The sequence below is a fragment of the Kitasatospora sp. NPDC018619 genome, from assembly GCF_044391605.1.
Lineage (GTDB): Bacteria > Actinomycetota > Actinomycetes > Streptomycetales > Streptomycetaceae > Kitasatospora.
The window spans coordinates 21,617-42,460 of sequence record NZ_JBISAI010000008.1; the positions used below are offsets into that span (position 1 = coordinate 21,617).

16 protein-coding genes are annotated in these 20,844 nt (G+C 75.5%); 13 read left to right on the forward strand and 3 right to left on the reverse strand.

What is annotated here, in order from left to right:
* Positions 1 to 79: 79 nt before the first annotated feature.
* The 12 genes from ACH5AR_RS14355 (at position 80) to ACH5AR_RS14410 (ending at position 12,645) form a co-directional block, all read left to right on the forward strand.
* Positions 80 to 1,039 carry a UDP-glucuronic acid decarboxylase family protein gene (locus ACH5AR_RS14355; RefSeq protein WP_396301696.1) on the forward strand — a complete coding sequence of 320 codons (960 nt, stop codon included), beginning with the start codon at positions 80 to 82 and terminating at the stop codon, positions 1,037 to 1,039.
* A gap of 69 nt (positions 1,040 to 1,108) precedes the next feature.
* Positions 1,109 to 2,782, forward strand: a complete 1,674-nt coding sequence (locus tag ACH5AR_RS14360) for a carbamoyltransferase (protein ID WP_396301697.1) — start codon at positions 1,109 to 1,111, stop codon at positions 2,780 to 2,782.
* A complete protein-coding gene (locus ACH5AR_RS14365) occupies positions 2,779 to 3,837 on the forward strand; it encodes a glycosyltransferase family 2 protein (protein WP_396301698.1) in 1,059 nt (352 codons plus the stop codon). Before ACH5AR_RS14360 ends, ACH5AR_RS14365 begins: the two co-directional genes overlap by 4 nt.
* On the forward strand, positions 3,834 to 4,481 hold the full coding sequence (locus ACH5AR_RS14370; protein WP_396301699.1) for a D-glycero-alpha-D-manno-heptose-1,7-bisphosphate 7-phosphatase: 648 nt from the start codon (positions 3,834 to 3,836) through the stop codon (positions 4,479 to 4,481). The genes ACH5AR_RS14365 and ACH5AR_RS14370 overlap by 4 nt, the downstream gene beginning before the upstream one ends.
* The gene (locus ACH5AR_RS14375; RefSeq protein ID WP_396301700.1) at positions 4,478 to 5,554 is read left to right on the forward strand and encodes a glycosyltransferase family 9 protein; all 1,077 of its coding nucleotides are present in this window, start codon (positions 4,478 to 4,480) and stop codon (positions 5,552 to 5,554) included. Before ACH5AR_RS14370 ends, ACH5AR_RS14375 begins: the two co-directional genes overlap by 4 nt.
* Positions 5,551 to 6,513, forward strand: coding sequence for a glycosyltransferase (locus tag ACH5AR_RS14380; protein WP_396301701.1), 963 nt, complete (start codon positions 5,551 to 5,553; stop codon positions 6,511 to 6,513). Before ACH5AR_RS14375 ends, ACH5AR_RS14380 begins: the two co-directional genes overlap by 4 nt.
* Positions 6,513 to 7,781: a glycosyltransferase gene (locus ACH5AR_RS14385; RefSeq protein WP_396301702.1), complete on the forward strand. Its 1,269-nt coding sequence runs from the start codon at positions 6,513 to 6,515 to the stop codon at positions 7,779 to 7,781. Before ACH5AR_RS14380 ends, ACH5AR_RS14385 begins: the two co-directional genes overlap by 1 nt.
* Entirely contained in the window at positions 7,781 to 8,449 is a 669-nt protein-coding gene (locus tag ACH5AR_RS14390; protein ID WP_396301703.1) for an SIS domain-containing protein, read from the forward strand. The genes ACH5AR_RS14385 and ACH5AR_RS14390 overlap by 1 nt, the downstream gene beginning before the upstream one ends.
* Positions 8,446 to 9,840 carry a D-glycero-beta-D-manno-heptose 1-phosphate adenylyltransferase gene (gene rfaE2 / locus ACH5AR_RS14395; RefSeq protein WP_396301704.1) on the forward strand — a complete coding sequence of 465 codons (1,395 nt, stop codon included), beginning with the start codon at positions 8,446 to 8,448 and terminating at the stop codon, positions 9,838 to 9,840. Before ACH5AR_RS14390 ends, rfaE2 begins: the two co-directional genes overlap by 4 nt.
* Entirely contained in the window at positions 9,837 to 10,853 is a 1,017-nt protein-coding gene (locus ACH5AR_RS14400; protein ID WP_396301705.1) for a glycosyltransferase family 9 protein, read from the forward strand. The genes rfaE2 and ACH5AR_RS14400 overlap by 4 nt, the downstream gene beginning before the upstream one ends.
* Positions 10,844 to 11,728, forward strand: a complete 885-nt coding sequence (locus ACH5AR_RS14405; RefSeq protein ID WP_396301706.1) for a glycosyltransferase family 2 protein — start codon at positions 10,844 to 10,846, stop codon at positions 11,726 to 11,728. Before ACH5AR_RS14400 ends, ACH5AR_RS14405 begins: the two co-directional genes overlap by 10 nt.
* Positions 11,725 to 12,645, forward strand: coding sequence for a glycosyltransferase family 2 protein (locus tag ACH5AR_RS14410; protein WP_396301707.1), 921 nt, complete (start codon positions 11,725 to 11,727; stop codon positions 12,643 to 12,645). Before ACH5AR_RS14405 ends, ACH5AR_RS14410 begins: the two co-directional genes overlap by 4 nt.
* Here ACH5AR_RS14410 and ACH5AR_RS14415 read toward each other — a convergent pair.
* The gene (locus tag ACH5AR_RS14415) at positions 12,633 to 14,060 is read right to left on the reverse strand and encodes an MFS transporter (protein WP_396301708.1); all 1,428 of its coding nucleotides are present in this window, start codon (positions 14,058 to 14,060) and stop codon (positions 12,633 to 12,635) included. The two genes, ACH5AR_RS14410 and ACH5AR_RS14415, sit on opposite strands and share 13 nt — an antisense overlap.
* Positions 14,061 to 14,542: 482 nt before the next feature.
* A complete protein-coding gene (locus ACH5AR_RS14420) occupies positions 14,543 to 14,776 on the reverse strand; it encodes a hypothetical protein (protein WP_396301709.1) in 234 nt (77 codons plus the stop codon).
* Positions 14,777 to 14,858: 82 nt separating this feature from the next.
* On the opposite strand from ACH5AR_RS14420, the gene ACH5AR_RS14425 reads away from it, so the two are divergent.
* Positions 14,859 to 16,037, forward strand: coding sequence for an acyltransferase family protein (locus tag ACH5AR_RS14425; protein ID WP_396301710.1), 1,179 nt, complete (start codon positions 14,859 to 14,861; stop codon positions 16,035 to 16,037).
* A 159-nt stretch (positions 16,038 to 16,196) separates the two neighbouring features.
* Here ACH5AR_RS14425 and ACH5AR_RS14430 read toward each other — a convergent pair whose 3' ends face one another.
* Positions 16,197 to 20,324, reverse strand: a complete 4,128-nt coding sequence (locus ACH5AR_RS14430) for a hypothetical protein (RefSeq protein ID WP_396301711.1) — start codon at positions 20,322 to 20,324, stop codon at positions 16,197 to 16,199.
* Between the last annotated feature and the right edge of the window lie 520 nt (positions 20,325 to 20,844).

Genomic DNA, 20,844 nt, shown 5'->3' on the forward strand with positions numbered 1-20,844 from the left:
CGCGCCCCCGCCGCCGAGCGTGAAGGCTGGACCGCAGGCCCCCACGGGCGCTCCGTCACACCGGACCGAGGAGAGATCGATGAGGCCGTCGGCATCGCCCGCCCGCCACGCGGTGGTCACCGGTGGAGCCGGATTCGTAGGCTCCCACCTCTGTACCGCGCTGCTCGCCGAGGGCTGCGCCGTCACCTGCGTGGACGACTTCTGCACCGGCTCGCGGGCCAACCTGGCGCACCTCGACGGCCATCCCGCCTTCACCTGCGTGGAAGCGGACGTCGGAGAGTCGCTGGAGCTCGACCAGCCCACCGACCTGGTGTTCCACCTCGCGTCGCCCGCCTCCCCCGCGGACTACCTGCGCCTTCCGGTCCACACCCTGGAGGCCGGCAGCCTGGGTACCCGCAACGCCCTCGCCCTGGCGCAGCGCCACGGAGCGAGGTTCCTGCTCGCCTCCACGTCGGAGGTCTACGGGGACCCGTTGCAGCACCCGCAGAGCGAGAGCTACTGGGGCAACGTCAACCCGGTCGGGCCGCGCAGCGTCTACGACGAGGCGAAGCGCTTCGCCGAGGCGCTGACCACCGCGGAGGCGGGCGCGCACCAGGCGGACACCGCGATCGTGCGGCTGTTCAACACCTACGGCCCCCGGATGCGCTCCCACGACGGACGGGCGGTGCCCACGTTCATCCGCCAGGCACTGGCGGGCGAGCCGCTGACGGTCACCGGTGACGGCAGCCAGACCCGCTCGCTCACCTACGTCAGCGACACCGTGGCCGGGATCCTGGCGATGGCCCGCTCGGATCTGGCGGGCCCGGTCAACATCGGCAACGACACCGAGTTCACCATGCTCGAACTGGCCCGCCTGGTCATCGAACTGACCGGCTCCTCGTCGGAGATCGAGTTCATCGCACGGCCCACGGACGATCCCGCGGTGCGGCGGCCCGACCTCACCCTGGCGCGCGGAAAGCTCCGCTGGGAGCCGCGGGTCCCCGCCCGGGAAGGCCTGCGACGGACCGTCGCCTGGTTCCGCGAGCATCCCGACGCCTGACCCAACGCGGCCACGCCGTCGTGGCCCGCCCGGCGGCGACGTGTTCTCGATCGAAAGGCCAGAACCACCATGCGCGTCCTCGGTATCAACGCCCTGTTCCACGACCCCGCCGCCGCCCTGGTCATCGACGGGCGCACCGTCGCGGCCGCGGAGGAGGAGCGGTTCAGCCGCCGGAAGCACGGGAAGCGACCACTGCCCTTCTCCGCCTGGGAGCTGCCCGAACAGGCCGCCCGCTGGTGCCTGGAGCAAGCCGGCCTGCGCCCGCAGGACCTGGACCTGGTGGGCTACTCCTTCGATCCGGCGCTGAGCGAACCGGCCGAGAGCCTCGGGCTCGACGACCCGTGGGACTGGCTGCGGCTCCGGTACGCGCAGCAGGCGCCCGCGTTCCTCGCGGAAGCCCTGCCGGGCCTGGACCCGGCGAAGGTGCGCTTCGTCCCCCATCACCTGGCACACGCGGCGTCCGCGGCCTTCGCGGCCGACGAGGACGCCGACCCGTCCGCCGTCCTGGTGCTGGACGGCCGCGGTGAAGCGGCCTCCCACCTGGCGGCCCGCCGGGTCGGCGGGCGGCTCGAACCGCTGGCCGCCCAGCGGCTGCCGCACTCGCTCGGCCTGGTCTACGAGGAGTTGACGCAGCATCTGGGCTTCCTGCGCTCCTCGGACGAGTACAAGGTGATGGCGATGGCCTCCTACGGCGCGCCGACCCGGCTCACCGAGCTGCGCCGGTACGTCCACCCGACCGGCGACGGCGGCTTCCGCGCCACCGGGATCCCCTGGTCCGAGCTGGCCCCGGCCCTGCTGCCCGGGCAGGAGTGGAGCAGGGACCACGCCGACCTCGCGTGCTCCACCCAGCGGGTCCTGGAGGAGGTGCTCCTGGACCTCGTCCGCTGGCTGCACGGTCGGACCCACGACTCGCTGCTCTCCATGGCCGGCGGTGTCGCGCTGAACTGCGTGGCGAACTCCCGGATCGCCGCCGAGGGCCCGTTCGACCGGGTCTGGGTGCAGCCCGCCGCGGGGGACTCGGGCACCGCGCTGGGCGCGGCCCTCTTCCTGGCCGCCGGGCAGGGGGAGCCGGTGGCTCCGATGCCGGGGGCCGACCTCGGGCGGGGCTGGTCCGACGCGGAGATCGAGGAGTGGCTGCGCCGGGCCAAGGTGCCCTACCGGCGCTCCGAGGACATCGCGGCGGAAGTGGCGCGGACGTTGGCCGAGGACGGGATCGTCGCCTGGTTCCAGGGGCGCTCGGAGTACGGCCCGCGGGCGCTCGGCCACCGCTCGTTGCTGGCGCACCCGGGCCGGGCGGCCAACCTGGAGCGGTTGAACGACGTGAAGGGGCGCGAGCAGTTCCGGCCGGTGGCACCGATGGTGCTCGCCGACCGGGCCGCCAAGATCTTCGACGGACCGCTCCCCAGTCCGTACATGCTCTTCGTCCACCAGGTGGCCACCGACTGGCGCGACCGCATTCCCGCCGTCGTGCACGTGGACGGCACGGCGCGGATCCAGACCGTCGACCCCGCCGCCGACCCGCTGACCGCCCGGATGCTGGAGGAGTTCGAGCTGCTGACCGGCCTGCCCGTGGTGGTCAACACCAGCCTCAACACGGCGGGGCGCCCCATGGTCGACGACGTGCGCGACGCGCTGGAGTGCTTCGGCTCCTCACCGGTCGACCTGCTCGCGCTGGGCCCCTTCGCCGTGCGCCGCGGCTCCGTCTTCGCCGACGGCGACACCACCGGCGAGGCCGGCCGATGAGCGCGCTCCGCTACGCGGTGGTCGTCCCCACCCTCGGCCGGCCGAGCCTGACGGCCTGTCTGGCCGCCCTGGCCGACAGCGCCGGACCGCCGCCGGACCACGTCGTCCTGGTCGACGACCGGCCCCTGAGCGACTGCGGTCCGCTCCCGCTCGACGTCCCCGCCGCCCTGTCCGACCGGCTCAGCGTCGTCCCGGGCTGCGGCAACGGGCCGGCGGCGGCGCGGAACGCCGGCTGGCGGGCCGTCACCGAACCCTGGGTGGCGTTCCTGGACGACGACACCGTGCCCGGCCCCACCTGGGCGGCGGACCTGGAGCGCGACCTCGCCGCGGCGTCCCCGCGCACGGCCGGGGTGCAGGGCCGGATCGACGTGCCGCTGCCCTCCGGACGCAGGCCGACCGACTGGGAGCGGGCCACCGCCGGGCTCGCCACCGCCCGCTGGATCACCGCCGACATGGCCTACCGCCGCGCGGCACTGGTCGAGGTCGGCGGGTTCGACGAGCGGTTCCGGCGCGCCTTCCGGGAGGACGCCGACCTCGCGCTGCGGCTGCTGAACGCCGGCTGGCAGCTGACCAGGGGAGAGCGGTCCACCACCCATCCCGTGCGACCCGCCGACGCGTGGGTGTCGCTGCGTCAGCAGGCCGGCAACGCCGACGACGTCCTGATGAACCGGCTCCACGGGCGCGACTGGTGGCGCCGGGCCGGGGCACCGCGCGGGAGGCTGCCCCGCCACCTCGCCACGACCGCCGCCGCCGCGGGCGCGCTGATCGCCGCGGGGACCGGGCGCCGGCGGGAGGCGGCGGCACTGGCGGGCTGCTGGCTCCTGGGGACCGCCGAGTTCGCGGCCGCCCGGATCGCCCCGGGGCCGCGAACGCGCGCCGAGGTCAGGGCCATGCTGCTGACCAGCGCGCTGATTCCGCTCGCCGCCTCCCGCCACTGGGCGGGCGGGCAGCTGCGGTACCGCCGAGTCCCCTCCTGGGCCGCCCTGGCCCCCGGGCCCTCCGGGCCCGCGGTCGGGACCCCCGACGGCCCGGTCACGGCGGAGCTGTCCGGATGAGCGCCCATCACGGTCTCGCCGGAACGGCGGACGCCGGCACCCGCCCGGCTCCGTGGCTGTACGGGGCCGCGCCCCCGGGTGGCCCGGCCCCGTCCGACCGGTGGCCTGCCGCCGTGCTCTTCGACCGGGACGGCACCCTCATCGAGGACGTCCCGTACAACGGCGACCCGGCCCTGGTGCGGCCGGTGCCGACGGCGGGGAGGGCGCTGGCCGTCCTGCGGGACCTCGGGATCCCGGTGGGCGTGGTGACCAACCAGTCCGGCGTCGCCCGCGGCCTGCTGGACCGGGAGCGGGTGACGGCGGTGCGCGAACGCGTCGAGGAACTGCTGGGCCCCTTCGACGTCTGGGCGGTCTGCCCCCACGGCCCGGACGACGGGTGCGGGTGCCGCAAGCCCGCCCCCGGACTGGTGCTCGCCGCGTGTGGCCTGCTGGGCGTGCCGCCCGAGCGGACGGTGGTCGTCGGGGACATCGGCGCGGACGTCGAGGCGGCCCGGGCGGCCGGCGCGTGCGGCGTGCTGGTACCCACCCCGGTGACCCTGGCGCACGAGGTCGCCGCGGCGGACGACCGGGCGGACGACCTGCTGGGCGCCGTCCGGCTGCTGACCGGCGGCGTCCGGCGCCCCGGCGGACGGAGCCGCCGATGAGGAGCCTGGTCGTCCGTCTCGACAGCGCCGGAGACGTCCTGCTCGCCGGTCCGGCCGTGCGCGCGGTCGCCCACGGATCGCGGGAGGTGGTGCTGCTCTGCGGCCCCCAGGGCGCGCCGGCGGGCCGGCTGCTGCCGGGCGTGGACCACGTGCTGGTGTGGGCCGCGCCGTGGAGCGGTTTCGACCCGCCCCCGGTGCGCCCCGCCGAGATCCGGGCGCTGGCCGCGGACCTGGCCGGCGCCGGGTTCGACCGCGCCCTCGTGCTGACCTCCTTCCACCAGAGCCCCCTGCCGACCGCCCTGCTGCTGCGGCTCGCGGGCGTGCCGTGGATCGCCGCCGACTGCGAGGACCACCCCGGGTCGCTGCTGGACCTGCGGCACCGGCGGGCCGACGGGCGGCACGAGGCGCAGGCCGCCCTGGACCTGGCCACGGCGTCGGGGTACGCGCTGCCGGCGGGGGACGACGGCCGGCTGGGGGTGCTGCCCCCGCCGGACCAGACCGCGCTGACCGGCCCCGGGCCGTACGTCGTCGTCCATCCGGGCGCGGCCGTACCGGCCCGGGCGGTGGGGGCGGGCCTGGCGGCGGAGATCGTCACGGCGCTCACCGCGGCCGGCCACCGGGTGGTGGTCACCGGAGGGCCCGACGAGAAGTCGCTCACCGCGGCGGTGGCCGGCCCCTACGGGCTGGACCTCGGCGGCCGGACCGATCTGCCCGCGCTGGCGGGCGTCCTGGCCGGTGCGCGCGCCGTCGTGGTCGGCAACACCGGCCCGGCGCACCTCGCGGCCGCGGTGGGCACACCGGTCGCCAGCCTGTTCGCCCCCGTGGTGCCGGCGGGCCGCTGGCGCCCCTTCGGCGTCCCCCACGTGCTGCTCGGACGGCAGGACGCCGCCTGCGCCGGCACCCGCGCCAGGGTCTGCCCGGTGCCGGGCCACCCCTGCCTCGACACGCTGACCGGCCGTGAGGTCGCCGCGGCCGTCGACGCCCTGCTCGACCGGCGACCGGGCACCACCGCGCCGGCCCGTGCCCCTGCCGAGCCGACCGACCAGCCCGCCTCCGGGAAGGAGATCCCGTGAACATCCTGCTCTGGCACGTCCACGGATCGTGGACCACCGCGTTCGTCCAGGGACCGCACCGCTACCTGGTACCGGTCACGCCCGACCGCGGCCCGGACGGACTGGGGCGTGCCCGGACCTTCGACTGGCCGGCCTCCGTCGAGGAGGTCCCGCCGGAGCGACTGCGCTCCACCCCCGTGGACCTGGTGGTGCTGCAACGCCCGCACGAGGCGGAACTGGCGGCCCGCTGGCTGGGACGGCAGCCGGGCCGCGACGTGCCGGCGGTCTACCTCGAACACAACTGCCCGCACGGCCGAGTGCCGGACACCAGGCATCCGATGGCCGACCGCAGCGACCTGACGGTCGTCCACGTGACGGACTTCAACCGGCTCTTCTGGGACTGCGGCCGGACCCGCACCGAGGTGATCGAACACGGCATCGTGGACCCCGGGCACCGCTACACCGGCGAGGTGCCCGCCGCCGCGGTGGTGGTGAACGAGCCGCTGCGCCGCGGCCGGACGACCGGCACCGACCTCCTGCCGCTGTTCGCCGCGCACGGCCCACTGGACGTGTTCGGGATGGGCACCGGCGCCCTCGCCCGGCACCTCGGCCTGCCGGCCGACCGCTGTCGCACCGCCGAGCTGCCCCAGGCGCGGCTGCACGAGGAGATGGCCAGGCGCCGCCTCTACCTGCACCCCGTCCGCTGGACCTCGCTGGGACTCTCGCTGCTGGAGGCCATGCACCTGGGCATGCCGGTGGTGGCACTGGCCACCACCGAGGCGACCCGGGCGGTGGCGCCCGGCACGGGGGTGGTGTCGACCAGGCCCGAAGCCCTCGCCGAAGCCGTCCGCCACTACCTCGCGGAGCCCGAGGCGGCGGCCGCCGACGGGGCACGCGCGCGGCAGGCGGCGCTGGAACGCTACGGCCTGAAGCGGTTCCTGGGGGACTGGGACCGCCTGATCGAGGAGGTCACCGGCTGATGTCCACCCTCACGATCTCGCTGGTCTCGGAGCACGCCAGCCCGCTGGCGACCCTCGGCGGCGTCGACGCGGGCGGCCAGAACGTCCACGTCGCGGCGTTGGCCCGGGCCCTGGCCGAGCGCGGCCACACCGTGACGGTCCACACCCGGCGCGACAGCGCCGCGCTCCCCGAGCACGTCCCGCTGTGCCCCGGGGTCACCGTGCACCACGTCGCCGCGGGCGCCCCCGAACCGCTGCCGAAGGACGCGCTGCTGCCCCACATGGGCGCCTTCGGCGACCAACTGGCCCGGTACTGGGCACACCACCGGCCCGACGTGGTGCACGCGCACTTCTGGATGTCCGGGGTGGCGGCGCTGCGCGGCGCCCGGCTCCACGGCGTCCCCGTGCTCCAGACGTACCACGCGCTGGGCACCGTGAAGCGGCGCCACCAGGCGGACGCCGACACCAGCCCGCCGACCCGGATAGCCATCGAGGCGGCGCTCGGCCGGTCGGTCGCGACGGTGATCGCCACCTGCCGCGACGAGGTGGCCGAACTGCGGGCGATGGGAGTGCCGGAGGACCGGATCGAAGTCGTGCCCTGCGGGGTGGACCCGCGGCGCTTCAGCCCGCACGGCCCCCGGGCTCCCCGGACGGACCGCCCCCGGCTGCTGGCGGTCGGCCGACTGGTGGCCCGCAAGGGCGTGCACCTCGCGGTGGACGCCCTGCCGCGGCTGCCGGGCGTCGAGCTGCTGGTCGCGGGCGGCCCGCCGGTGGACCGGCTGGACGAGGAGCCGGAGGCCCGGCGGCTGCGGGCCCGCGCCGCGGAGCTCGGGGTCGCCGACCGGCTGGTGCTGCTCGGCGGGGTCAGCAGTGCGCGGATGCCCGCCCTGCTGCGCAGCGCCGACCTGGTGCTGTGCCCGGCCCGCTACGAGCCGTTCGGCATCGTGCCGCTGGAGGCGATGGCCTGCGGCGTGCCGGTGGTCGCCACCGCCGTCGGGGGCCACCTCGACACCGTGGTCCACCACCGCACCGGTCTGCTGGTCCGCCCCGACTCGACCGACGCGCTCACCGCGGCCGTCGTCACCATGCTGGCGGATCCGGCGACGCGCGCGGCCTACGGCACGGCCGGCCGGCGGCGGGTCGAGCACCGCTTCGCCTGGCAGAGCGTCGCCGAGAGCACCGAACAGGTGTACCGCGAGGTCCTGGCCCAGCCGGTCTGGGCCACCCGGCGCGGTCGGCGCGCCGGCGCGGCGCCGACGCCCGCGCGTACGACGACGGGAGCTTCCTGATGGTCAGCGACTTCTACGACTCCACGCACGACCGCGACCAGGCCGTCGCCCACTGCCGCGCCCTGGAGACCGCCGTGGCCCGCTTGCGCGGTGACCAGCTGCCGCTGGTCACCGGGTGGGGCGAGGCCCTGGCCGGCCTGCTGCCGGCCGGAGGGCGGCTGCTCGCCGCGGGCAACGGCGGAAGCGCGGCGCAGGCCCAGCACCTGACGGCCGAACTGGTCGGCCGCTACGCGACCGAGCGCTCCGCCTTCTCCGCCATCTCCCTGCACGCGGAGTCCTCCAGCCTGACGGCCATCGGCAACGACTACGGGTTCGACGAGGTCTTCGCCCGGCAGGTGGCGGCGCACGGCCGCCCCGGCGACGTCCTGGTGCTGCTCTCGACCTCGGGCCGCAGCGCCAACCTGCTCAGGGCCGCCGAGCGGGCGCGGGCCGGCGGGCTCGGGGTGTGGGCGATGACCGGGCCGGCACCCAACCCGCTCGCCGAGCGCGCGGACGACACCCTGGCCGTGGCCGCGCCGCAGGCGCCCACCGTCCAGGAGGTGCACCTGCTCGCCGTGCACGTGCTCTGCGAGGCCTTCGACGCCGCGCTCGCCCGCCGCGCGGCGGACCGCGCCGCGCGCCCCGCCCCGTCGGCGGAGCGCCGTCCCGGGCCGGTGAGGCGGCCGTGAGCCGGCCTCTCGTCGTGGTCGGCGACGCCCTGCTCGACCGGGACCTGGAGGGCGAGGCCACCAGGCTCGCGCCGGACGCCCCGGTGCCGGTGGTGGACGTGACGGGGGAGCTCACCCGTCCCGGCGGTGCCGCGCTGGCCGCCTGCCTGGCCGCGCGGGGCGGCCGCGAGGTGGTGCTGGTCACCGCACTCGGCCGGGGCGAGGCGGCGGCCGAACTGCGCCGGTGCCTCGCGGGCCGGGTGCGGCTGGCCGAGCTCCCGCTCGACGGCGACCTCCCGGTGAAGACCAGGGTCCGCGCGGCCGGACGCCCGCTGCTGCGGTTCGACCGGGGCGGCGGCCTGCCCGGCGCCCCCGGGGAGGCCGCGGAACTCGCGCTGGGCGCCGCCGGGGCGGTGCTGGTCGCCGACTACGGCCGGGGCACGGCGGACGCGCTGCGGCCGCTCCTGACGGTGGCCGCCCGGCGGGTGCCGGTGGTCTGGGACCCGCACCCCCGCGGCGGGCCTCCGGTGCCCGGCGTACGACTCGCCACCCCCAATGCCGCCGAGGCCCGCGCCCTGACCAGCGCGCTGGACGAGCGGGCTCCGACGGGCGACACCCTGGCGGACCACAGCGGGCGCGCCGCCATCCTGACCCGGCGCTGGCGGGCCGCCGCCGTGGCCGTCACCCTGGGCCCGCACGGCGCGCTGCTCAGCCGCGGCGCGAACGGTCCCATCCTGATCCCCGCCCCGCACGAGGCCACCGGGGACCCGTGCGGCGCGGGCGACTGCTTCGCCGCCGCGGCCCTCGCGGCGCTGGCGGACGGCGCCATCGCCGAAGAAGCGGTGCAGCGCGCGGTGGCGGCGGCCACGGACTTCGTGGCCTCCGGCGGTGCGGGCTCCGCCCGGCTCTGGCAGGACCGCGCCGCTCCCGCCGCGCGACCGCCGGCCGATCCCGTCCGGCTGGCCGAGGCGGTGCGCGCCAGGGGCGGCACGGTGGTGGCGACCGGCGGCTGCTTCGACCTGCTGCACGCCGGCCACGTCAGCCTGTTGGAGTCCGCCCGGCGGCTGGGCGACTGCCTGGTCGTCTGCCTGAACTCCGACCGGTCGGTGCGGCGCCTCAAGGGGCCGGGCCGACCGATCAACCCCGTGAAGGACCGCGCGACCGTGCTCGCCGGGCTGGGCTGCGTCGACGCGGTCGCGGTCTTCGACGAGGACACCCCGCACGCCGTGCTGCGGCGGCTGCGGCCGCACCTGTGGGTCAAGGGCGGCGACTACACCACCGAGTCGCTGCCCGAGGCGTCCGTGCTGCGGGAGTGGGACGGGCACGCCATGGTCCTGCCCTACCTGGACGGACGGTCGACCACCTCGCTCGCCCGGCGCGCCGCCGCGACCGCGACGGAAGGCCTCCGATGAGCGGGCGGCCGGGCCCGCCCACCGTGCTGGTGCTGCGGGCGCTGGGCCTGGGCGACCTGCTCACCGCGGTCCCCGCGCTGCGGGCCCTGCGCCGGCACTGGCCGGAGCACCGGCTGGTGCTCGCCGCCCCGGGGCGGCTGGCCGCCGCCGCGGCGGCGACCGGCTGCGTCGACCGGCTGCTGGCCACGACGGCCGAGCGGCGCGCGGTGCCCGCCCGGCTGGTGTGGCACGCCGCGCCACCGGACATCGCCGTCGACCTGCACGGCAACGGCCCGCCCAGCCACCAGCTGCTGCGCACCGTCCGGCCCGGCCGCCTGCTCGGCTACGCCCGTAGCGGCACCCCGCCGCTGGCGGGCCCGCTCTGGCGGGCCGACGAACACGAACGCGAGCGGTGGTGCCGTCTCCTGCACTGGTACGGCATCGAAGCCGACCCCGGCGACCTGCGGATCCGCCCGCCCGAGCGGCCCTCGCCCGCGCCGGGCGCGGTGCTCCTGCACCCGGGGGCCGACGCGGGGGCCCGCCGGTGGCCGGCCGAACGGTTCGCGGCCCTGGCCCGGGCGCTCCGGGCGCAGGGGCGACGCGTCGTGGTCAGTGCCGGAGCCGGCGAGCGCGCGCTGGCCGAGCGGGTGGCCGGGGCCGCCGCGCTCCCGCCGGGCTCCGTCGTCGGCGGCACGGCGGACCTGCCGTTCCCGGAGCTGGCGGCGCTGGTGGCGCGGGCCGCGGCCGTGGTGTCCGGCGACACGGGCCTCGCCCACCTCGCCGTGGCCCTCGGCACGCCGTCGGTGACGCTGTTCGGCCCGGTCTCCCCCGCGCTGTGGGGGCCGCCGGCCGCCGAGCGGCACGTGGCGCTGTGGCACGGCGAGCCGGGGGCCGGCCCCCGCCCCGGTGACGCGCACGGCACCGAACCGGACGCCCGGCTGCTGCGGATCGGCGTGCCGGAGGTCGTCGAGGCGCTGCACCTGCTGACCGCCGCGGGCGACCCACCGCGGGAGGAGGCCGGCCGATGCCGCTGAACCAGCCCGCGTGCCCGGTCGGGGTCGTCGTCATCACCCGCAACCGGCGCGCGCACGTGCTGCGCACCCTGGAACGGCTGGCCGCGCTGCCGGAACGGCCGACGGTGGTCGTGCTCGACAACGGGTCCCGGGACGGTACGGTCGAGGCCGTCCGGCAGCACCACCCCCAGGTCGTCCTGGGCGCGCTGCGCCGCAACCTCGGCGCCGTCGCCCGGAACCTGGGCGTGGCCGCGCTCGACACGCCGTACGTCGCCTTCTGCGACGACGACTCCTGGTGGCACCCCGGCTCCCTGGCCGCCGCCGCCGGGCTGTTCGACCGGTACCCCCGGCTGGGGCTGCTCGCGGCGGCGACCGAGGTCGGTGCGAGCAGGCGCCGCGACCCGATCGACGCGCTGCTCGCCGCATCACCGCTCGGCACCGCCCCCGACCTGCCGGGGCCCTCCGTCCTCGGCTTCCTCGCCTGCGCGAGCGTGGTGCGGCGCAGCGCCTTCCTGGAGGTGGGCGGGTTCCACCGGCTGCTGCACTTCGCGGGGGAGGAGACGCTGCTGGCCCTGGACCTGGCCGCGGCCGGCTGGGGCGTCGCCCACTGCGAGCAGGTGGTGGCGCACCACGAGCCGGCCGGTGACCCCCGTCCGGGCCGGGTCGCCAGGCTGCACCGCAACGAGCTGCTGACCTGCTGGCTGCGTCGGCCCTGGCCGCGGGTGGCCCGGCAGACCGGCGGGCTGATCCGGTCGGCCGGCAGCGACCGGCAGGCCGTCCGGGCCCTGCTCTCCGCCCTGCCCCGGCTGCCGGTGGCCGTGTCGCAGCGCCGACGGCTGCCCGCCTCGGTCGAGGAGGCGCTCGACCGCCTGGAACGATCGGGGCCGGGACCGTGAGGGACGCGCGCGGCGGTGACGACCGGATCGGCGTCGCGGTGATCACCCACAACCGGCGCGCGGAACTCCTGCACTCGCTCGGCAGGCTGGCCGACCTGCCCGAGCGGCCGCCGATCGTCGTGGTGGACAACGGTTCGGCGGACGGCACGGCCGAGGCCGTCCGGCGGCACTTCCCGCAGGTGCGGCTGCTGTGCCCGGGCCGCAATCTCGGGGCCTGCGGGCGGAACCTGGCGGCGCGCGAGCTGGACTGCCGGTACCTCGCCTTCTGCGACGACGACACCTGGTGGGAGGCGGGCGACCTGAGCCGTGCGGCGGACCTGCTCGACGCCCATCCCTCGGTGGCCACCGTCACCGCCCGGATCCTCGTCGACGAGGCGGGGCGGCCGCCGACCGAGGACCCCATCGTGGCCGAGCTGCGCACCTCACCCGTGCCGGGGCCGGCCGGACTGCCGGGGCCGGCGCTCGGTTCGTTCCTGGCCGGCGCGACCGTTGTCCGGCTGTCCGCCTTCCGGGCGGCCGGAGGCTTCTCCACCCGGCTCTGGCTCGGCGGCGAGGAGGAGCTGCTCGCCGCCGACCTGGCCGCCGCCGGCTGGTGGCTGGTGTTCGCCGAGGAGCTGACCGTGCACCACCGGCCGTCCGCGGTTCGCGACCCCACGCTGCGCCGACGCCACGGCATCCGCAACACCCTGTGGTTCAGCTGGCTGCGGCGCCCGCTCGGCCGCGCGCTGCTGCGCACGGCGCGCCTGGCCCGCACCGTCCCCAGGGACTCCGTGTCGGTGCGCGCCTTCGCCGAAGCCGCCGCCGGCCTGCCCTGGGTGCTGCGCGAGCGGCGACGGGTGCCCGCGCGGGTCGAACGCGGGCTGCGGTTGCTGGAAGGGCCCCAGCGCGACTCACGGGCCCGGCGCTACGTGGGCTGAACGACCGGCGCGGCGCGGCGGGCGCCCTGCCCGCGGCGCAGTGCGGCGGCGCCGAGCGGCAGCCCGACCAGCAGGCCGCCCACCAGGAGCGCGGTGCGGGCTCCCGACAGCTGGATGAACAGGCCGAACGCGGGCGGCCCCGCCAGCGTCCAGACGGTGCTGAGGCTGCGCCAGGCGCCCAGGACCCGGCCGCGCAGGTGGGCGGGCGGGTCGGTCTGCAGGATGGTGAGCACCGCCGTGTCGCCCAGCGCCTCCAGCAGGGCCATCGGCGCCACCACCACGGCCAGCAGCAGCACGGTCGGTGAGCAGGCCGCCACCGACTGGAGGACCGCCCCCGCCGCGACCAGCAGCGCCACCAGGCGGACCGAGGGCCTGCGCAGCCGCCCCGCCAGCACCGCGCCCACCGTCCCGCCGACCGCCAGCACGGTGGACACGGTGCCGTACGCTCCGGCGCCCCCGTGCAGCGGGCCGGTCACCAGTGCGGCGAGCGTCAGCCCGTAGTTGCGGCCCAGCACGCAGCTCAGCGCGCTGATGCCGGCCAGTGCCAGCAGGCGGCGGCGGCCGCAGAAGAAGCGGATGCCGTCCCAGGCGGTGAACCTCTGCGACGGGGCGTGCGGGGCCGCCCCGCGGTCCTGCTCCGGGCCCTGGTCCGGGTCCTGGTCGCGCTGCCCGGCGAGGGGGCGCAGGAACGGGATCACGGTGGCGACCAGCAGGAAGGAGAACCCGTTGGCGACGTAGGCGCTGGCGGTGCCGAACTGGGAGACCGCCACGCCCGTCACCGCCACCCCGGCCAGCCGGCCGACGCTGGAGACCACGGAGCCCACCGCGATCGCCGACGGGACGTCCTCGCGGGGCACGAGATCGTTGCCGAACAGCGCGCAGGCCGGGCCCTCGACGGTGGCGACCAGGCCGGTGAGTACGGCGAGCAGCAGCAGGACCGGGACGGTGAGCAGGCCGAGGGCCACCAGCGCCGCCGTGGTGAACGCCAGCACGGCGAGTGCGCCCTGCCCCGCGGCGGCGGTGACCTTGCGCGGCCACCGGTCCACCGCCGCGCCGCCGGCCAGGCCGAGGAAGAGGCCGGGGGCGGCCTGGAGGGCCACGGACAGGCCGGTGAGCGCGGCGGAGCCGCTGAGGTGCAGCACCAGGAGGTTCTGGACGGTCAGCTGCATCCAGGTGCCGACGTTCGAGACCAGGTTCACACCGGACCACCACCGCATGTGCCGGTGGCGCAGTGCGCGCCAGACCGCGCGGTCGGCCTTCGCGGCCGGGGCGGGCCCGGGAGCGTCGTGGCCGGCGGGCACGGCGGCGCCGGCGGGAGCCGGGCCACGGCGTTGGGCGGGGATGGCGGCGGAGGGGACGGCGGGGGAGGGCACGCGGCGGCTGTCGGGCGCGGCGAGGGGCGAGGCGTTGGGCACGGCGGTGGGGCGTTCCTGGGTCGGCAGGCGGGGGGACGGGGCCGTCGTCGTCGCCCCGGGATCGGCCGCGGACCGGACGGGGGCAGGGAACGAGCGAGAGGAGGAGGGCGGTGACCCGCCGGACGCCTCGGCGGACCGGCCCGCCGGCGACCGGGCGGTGATCGCCCGGGATCGGCTCCGGCCGGGCCAGCCAATCCTCGCAGGCGGCTCGGCACAGGGCACCGGCCTGCCGCCCGCAGCCGTCCCCGGGCGGCTCCAACCTTGCTGTAGCGCGGGCGAGTTGGGCCGACTGTTAGCTTCCTCACCCGCGCCGTCGGGCAGCCCCCAGGAGTCCGGCCGGCCGCGCGCCCGCCCGAGGCCACGGCCCCGCAGAGCGGCCACTCGGTCAGGTGCGGGAGCAGGCCGGCGCCCGCCCCCGCCCCGGGTCGTCCGCGTATGCCAGGCCGGACCGGGTCTCGCGGGCGTCGTCCGGGGCCTTCCGATCACGGGCCGTGACGACCGCGCCCCGCCGCTTCGGTGCCCGTCCCGAACGCCGCCCCGCCGGCGTGCCGCTGCCGCCGCCCGCGGTGCCGCTGGGCGCCCTCGCGGCGGGCGCGCTGCTGCGGCACCGTGCCGTACCCGTCGTACCCGTCGTACCCGTCGCGCAGCCGCCCCGCCGCGAACCGGACCACCATCGGGCAGTTGAAGGTCTGTGCGCTATCTTCTGCCGTGACCATTTTCCCCGGGCAGCGACCAGGAACGTCGGGCCTCCGCAAGGCCGGCCGGACCGGCAAGGGTGGCAGGGGCGGTCGTCTCGCGGTGCTGGACGGCTTGCGCATCCTGGCCGCGCTGATGGTGGTCTTCCACCACTACGTCGGCTACGGCGGCGGCACCAAGCCCGAGGAGAGCGCCTGGGGCCGGCCGGCCGAGCAGGTGTTCCACCGGGCTTCCGGTGTCGGTGCCTACCTGTGGACCGGCATCTGCCTGTTCTTCGTGATCAGCGGATTCGTGATCTGCATGAGCAGCTGGGGCCGCCCGGTGGGCGACTTCGTCCGCTCCCGGGTCATCCGGCTCTACCCCGCGTACTGGTTCGCCGTGCTGCTCACCGCCGGTGTCGTGGCGGCATGGCCGCTCGTGCGGCAGCCGCTCCCCGCGGACCAGGTCCTCGCCAACCTCACCATGTTCCAGGAGGGGCTCGGCATCAAGGACGTCGATGCCGTCTACTGGACGCTCTGGATCGAGCTGCGCTTCTACCTGCTCTTCGCCATCGTGGTCTGGAGGGGTGTGACCTACCGGCGGATCGTCGCCTTCTGCTCGATCTGGACGGTCGCGGGCATCGTCGCGGCGAGCACCAAGTCACAGGTCCTCGACTTCTTCGCGATGTCGCAGGTCTCCTCGTTCTTCGTCGCCGGCCTGGCGCTCTACCTGGTCCACCGGTACGGCCCCAACCTCATGCTCTTCGGCATCATCGGGATCAGCTGGATCCTCTCGGTCCTCTACACCATCCGGCACCAGACCGAGCTGAGCCCCTACCTCGGCCGGCCCGAGCTGCCGACCTGGCCCGCCGTCCTGGTGACCACGCTCTCCTACCTGGTGATGATCGCGGTGGCGCTGGGGTGGGCCTCGCGGATCCAGTGGCGCTGGCTCACCTTCGCGGGCGCCCTCACCTACCCGCTCTACCTCCTCCACGAGACCATGGGCTGGACCGCGCTGCGCGTCCTCCACGAGCGCGGCATCAAGCCCTGGACGGCGGTGGGCATCGTCACCGTGGGCATGCTGGTCGCCTCCTGGCTGGTCCACCGCCTCATCGAGAAGCCGCTGACCCCACGCCTCAAGACCGGCATGACCAGGAGCATCGACCAACTCCGCGCCGCCGAGCCCCTGCCCCCGCAACCGGCCCCCGCGCGCGGGGTCCTGGAGTCCGTGACCACCACCTGGGCGACGGCCTTCACCCCGAAGGACGCCCGCCCGGACCAGCGGACCCCCGACCCGCACTGATCCGCCCCCCGCACACGAACGGCCGGGGCCCGGTGCCGCCCGGCACCGGGCCCCGGCCGTTCCCGCAGGTCAGCGGGGGTCTGCGGAGGCCGCCCGGGGCTCGTCGGTGCCGGGCCGGCGTTCGCTGCCGGGCCGGCCGGACTCATCCCCCGTCGACGGTCAGACCCGGTACCAGGCTCGGAAGTCCTTCCCCGGCGCGGACTGGTCGATCGCCCAGGTCGTCCCCGACGCGTCGGCGGCGGTGACGATCATGGCCCCGTTGTCGGAGAGCAGGACGCGCGGATCCCCGGCGAAGGCCATGCCCGGGTCGCCGAGGTAGGTGCCGGTGCCGAACGGCTTGGTCGGGCCGGGCTGGCCGAACAGGGCGATGTGCCCGTTGGTCGTGCGGGCGACGATGTTCACCGTGCCGCCCTCGCCGGCGGACAGCACGATGCCGGTGGCGCCGTCGGTGCCCCCGCTGACGCTGACCCTGTACCAGTCGCGGAAGGCCGTCCCGGGGCCCTCCTGGTCGATGGCCCAGACGTCACCGTTGACGTCGATGGCGGCGACGACCATGCCGCCGCTGGCAGCCGTGGTGACGCTCGGGTCACCGGCGAAGACCGGCGAGTTGGAGCCGAGGTATGCCCCGGTGCCGATGCCCGAGGTGGGGCCGCTCTGGCTGAAGTAGCCGATGTGTCCGTCGGTGGTGCGGGCGAAGAGGTTGAGCGTGCCGCCGCCGGCGGGGGACAGCACGGACGAGGCGCGGCCCGTGAGGCCGCCGGTGGCGCTGACCTTGTACCAGGCGCCGAACGCCGACCCGGGCGCGGGCTGGTTGGTCGCCCACAGGTCGCCCGCCGTGTCGACGGCGGTGACGAGCATGCTGCTGTTGGCCGCGAGGATGACGGCGGGGTCCTGGGCGAAGACCGGCGCGGAGCTTCCGACCGCCGTCGCGGCGCCGAACGACGCGTCGGGGCTGTTCTGGGCGTAGTCGACGATCCGGCCGGAGCGGGTGCGGGCGAGGATGTGCACGGTGCCGCCGGCGGCCGGCGAGAGGATCGGCGCCGCGTCCCCGGTGTGGACGCCCGGGCCGCTGAGCTGGTACCAGCTGCGGAAGCCGCCCGTGGTGCTGGTCTGGTTGGTCGCCCACAGGCTTCCGTCGGCGGTGGTCTTCACCGCGACGAGGGTGCCGTCGGCGGCCCGGGTCAGGGAGGTGGCCGGGCTGCGCAGGCTCTGCCCGCCGTCGAGCGCGGTGACGGTGTGCAGGTTGCCCTGGGCGGCCAGGCGCGGTTGCCCGAGCCCGGTGGGCGTGCCCGGGTACATCAGCAGGCAGCCGGTCGGGCAGGTGGTGGTCTGCGCCGTTCCGTCGGCGGTGTGGTAGGTCACCGTGGCGGCGGGGTCGGCCGGTGTGGTCGCGAGGACGTCTCCGGTGCCCTGGCCGGGGGTAGGGGTGAACAGCCGGTAGCCCTTGCCGCTGTCGGCGACAGTGCCGTGCAGGTTGCCCGGCGTCGTGATCAGCGGCCGGTGCAGCGGGTCGAAGCCGGTGGCGTAGATGCTGCCGGAGGCAGGCGCGCCGACCTGGTAGCCGTGGCCGTCGGCGTTGCGGGCGCCCAGGACCAGCCGGACGCGTCCGTACTCGGGGTCGTTCGGGTCGGTGGAGCTGCGCCGGGCGAGCAGGTCGGGGATGCCGTCGCCGTTGACGTCGCCGGGGGCGAGGACCTCGTAGTCGGTCCAGCCGGAGGCGGAGACGACGATGCCGGGCTTGAGCCTGTTGGTTCCGGTCTCGGCGGCGAGGGGCGCTTCCGCGGTGCCGGTGTAGAGGACGAGGGTGTCGCCGTCCTTGGTGATCAGGTCGTTTCCGGGCAGGTTGTCGATGTTGCCGGTGGCGACGATCTGGTCGGTGCCGGACCAGTCACCCCCGCTGGGGTGGAACAGTTCGGTGCGCTGGGATTCGTCGGGGGCGCCCATGCCGTTGCCGGGGTAGAGGTAGAGCCGGGTGCCCTGCTTGACGAGGAAGTCCTCGTAGCCGTCCTCGGTCTGGCCGGGGTTCTGGGTGGTGAAGTTGCCCCGGTGGGTGATGCGTGCTCCGGACCAGCCCGGATTGGCGACGGTCCGCGGCTGGTCGAAGGTCCCGTCACCGCGGCCGGGGTAGAGGACGAGCTCGCCGGTGCTGGTGGCGGCCACCAGGTCGGCGTAGCCGTCCCCGGTCAGGTCACCCGGCCGGTCACCGACGTGTGCCGGGTCGGTGACGTCGTGGACGAAAGCGGGAAGGGCCGTGCTGATCAGGATGGTGCTGGAGTTCGGGCCACCGTCCGAGCCGTCGTAGGGGGAGAGGTTGCCGGCCTTGTCCATGGCCTGGACGGTGAGCCGGTTGGTCGGGTACCCGGCGGGAGTGAGCGTGACGGTCGCGGTGCCGTCCGGGCCGGCGTCCACCCAGGTCCCTCCGCATCCCTGGTTGACCACCGGCAGCGGCTTGTTGAGGGCGTAGCAGAAGCCCTTCAGGCCGAACTGGTCGCTGGAGGCGAACTTGACCGTACGCGGCGTACGGGCCGGCATCTCGGGGGTATCGATGCTGTGGCCGTCCGCGGCGGTGACGGTCGGCTTGGTGGGCGGTGTGCTGTCCACGTTGAAGCCGCAGTCACGGCCGAAGCCCGAGCCGGCGATGCCGTCCTCGGCCTGGACGTGCCACTTGTAGCGGCCGCCGTCACGCATCTTGGCCCAGCCGAGCCTCATGATGGCCCAGGTCCCACTGGGGGCTGAGGCCCGGTCGACCAAAATGAGCTGCCCGGTGTCGTGGTCCCAGGCCTCGAACTTGGCACTCAGGCTGGTGTCGCTGTCCGGGTCGGAGATCCTGGCGGTCAGGACGACGTCGTTGCGCCCGACCGTGGGCCAGGCTGCCGGGTCACTGACGCACGGCACGTTGACGTTGCTGCTGCTGCCCGGCGTCCACTGGCTCTCCCAGGCGGCGTAGTCGTGCAGGACCGGGGGCCGGTTGTAGGTGACTTCCAGCCATGGGTCGTTCTTGAACCGCTTGTAGCTGTTCTTGTTGCCGAGGTAGCTGTCCGGGGTGCGCAGGCCGAAAGTGAGGCTGTCGTCGCCCCGGTCGGCCGCGCCCTGGACGACGGCGCGCAGGTTGTCGTTGCTGAAGTCCACACCCTGGACGCCGGGGCAGTAGGTGGGGTTGCCGTGGGCGAAGGCCTTGGCGTCGAGTTGCCAGGTCCAGGAGGCCTGGTTGTTCCAGGTCGGCGTCGTCTGGTCGATGGGGCCGGTCGCCCAGAGCTCGGTGTTGCCCGCCGCGGCAGGATCGCAGCCCCAGGAGTGGGTTTCCTCGACATGGAAGGTCGCCGACATGATGGTGGCCCCGGCGAGGCCGCGGGTGTTCATCTCGATGTAGGAGCGGGTGTTGCCGCTGCCGTTGTAGCCGACGCGTGGCTCGTCCGGTGGGTTGTCGGAGTTCCAGCCGTTTCCGTCCGGATAGGCGGCGTTGGGGGTGGCGGAGTAGACGACCGCCCAGCGGTTGCGCCAGCCGTCGGTGAACGTCGGGTCGATGACGACCGGGAAGACGGTGTCCGCACCGTGCAGCAGGTCGGCGTCCGGGGTCAGCCGCAGTGTGTCCGAACTGATCTGCGTCGCCATCGTCTTCGGCGCGTGCTCGGCCGTGGCGCCGGGCTCGGCCGGGGCGGCTGCTGCGGCCTTGGCCACCGGTGCGGCGGACTGCTGGGCGGTGGCGGCCGGGGCGTGGGAGTCCCACATCCGCGGGGCCTGCGCCGTGAAGACCGTGCCGCCGGTGCTGTCGTGCGCGGCGATCCGTCCGTCCTTGCCGGAGCTGAGGGTGATGCCCGCGGTCCTGAGCCCGTAGGTGACCTGGGCGAGGCGGGGGTCGTTCGCGGCCTCGCGGGTCTTGACGAGCAGCTGGTGGGCGAAGCCGTCACTCTCGGCCAGGATTCTCAGGTCCACTCCGGGCAGCACGTCGCGGTACAGCGCCGTGCTCCCGTTCAGATCGGGCTGTGGCAGTGGCGTCGGCCAGGTGATGGCCAGGGACTTGCCGTCCTTCTGCATGCTCGCCAACGGAGTGCTCCCGCCGGCCGAGAACGCCATCGGGAAGACGGAGGCCTTCGGCGCGATGGTCCCGTCGCTGCGCCGCTCCAGGGTGGCGTCGGCCGGCTGCCACTGCCCGGCCACCTTGGCGCGGACCGGCCGCAGGTGTCGGCGCAGGGTGAAGCTGCCATCCGGGTTCGCCAGGAGATCGGTCGTCTCGTCCTGCCGGTCCACGACCTCGACGGGCCTGCCGAGCTGACGAGCAGTCAGCACTGCTGCTCGTTCAGTGGCGTCGGGCTGCGGAAGGGCGGATGGAATTCCGGTTTCCGCGTACGCGGAAACCGGTCCCATTGCCGCGATTCCGACGGCGGCCGCTGCGATCAGTGCGACTGCGGACTTTCGGGTCATTCGCCCTGTTCGACGGGCATTGTGGTGGTGCATCCCCTTCACTTTCTGTTCGGTTCGCGGGCGTCCCCATCATGCAAGTGGGCGGTGACGATCCGATGGAGTTCGACGTGGCCGGTTCTGGTGGGAAGGGGAAATCGGATACCACATCGTGATCACACGGTGCGGAGCGTGAGCGCGTCTTGGGGGCATTACGAGGCAAAGCCGCCCATTGCGGTATGGGAACGGCTCGAAGGGGTGTCGGTGCGTATGTGAAGGAGTTACGGAAGAGAGATAAAGAGCCCTCGGCACGGTAGGGCGACGAACCGTCAAAGGTATGGCTGTCCGGCCTTCTTGGTAGCGTCCCGCCGGGTGCGATCGCACCCGCACAACACGATCAAGAGGAAGA

Bases quoted from the DNA above. Each gene is read 5' to 3' on its own strand.
- ACH5AR_RS14375 (WP_396301700.1), top strand. From the start codon at position 4,478: ATGAGGAGCCTGGTCGTCCGTCTCGACAGCGCCGGAGACGTCCTGCTC.
- ACH5AR_RS14390 (WP_396301703.1), top strand. From the start codon at position 7,781: ATGGTCAGCGACTTCTACGACTCCACGCACGACCGCGACCAGGCCGTC.
- ACH5AR_RS14365 (WP_396301698.1), top strand. From the start codon at position 2,779: ATGAGCGCGCTCCGCTACGCGGTGGTCGTCCCCACCCTCGGCCGGCCG.
- ACH5AR_RS14355 (WP_396301696.1), top strand. From the start codon at position 80: ATGAGGCCGTCGGCATCGCCCGCCCGCCACGCGGTGGTCACCGGTGGA.
- ACH5AR_RS14420 (WP_396301709.1), bottom strand. From the start codon at position 14,776: ATGGTCACGGCAGAAGATAGCGCACAGACCTTCAACTGCCCGATGGTG.
- ACH5AR_RS14405 (WP_396301706.1), top strand. From the start codon at position 10,844: ATGCCGCTGAACCAGCCCGCGTGCCCGGTCGGGGTCGTCGTCATCACC.
- ACH5AR_RS14360 (WP_396301697.1), top strand. From the start codon at position 1,109: ATGCGCGTCCTCGGTATCAACGCCCTGTTCCACGACCCCGCCGCCGCC.
- ACH5AR_RS14385 (WP_396301702.1), top strand. From the start codon at position 6,513: ATGTCCACCCTCACGATCTCGCTGGTCTCGGAGCACGCCAGCCCGCTG.
- ACH5AR_RS14370 (WP_396301699.1), top strand. From the start codon at position 3,834: ATGAGCGCCCATCACGGTCTCGCCGGAACGGCGGACGCCGGCACCCGC.
- ACH5AR_RS14400 (WP_396301705.1), top strand. From the start codon at position 9,837: ATGAGCGGGCGGCCGGGCCCGCCCACCGTGCTGGTGCTGCGGGCGCTG.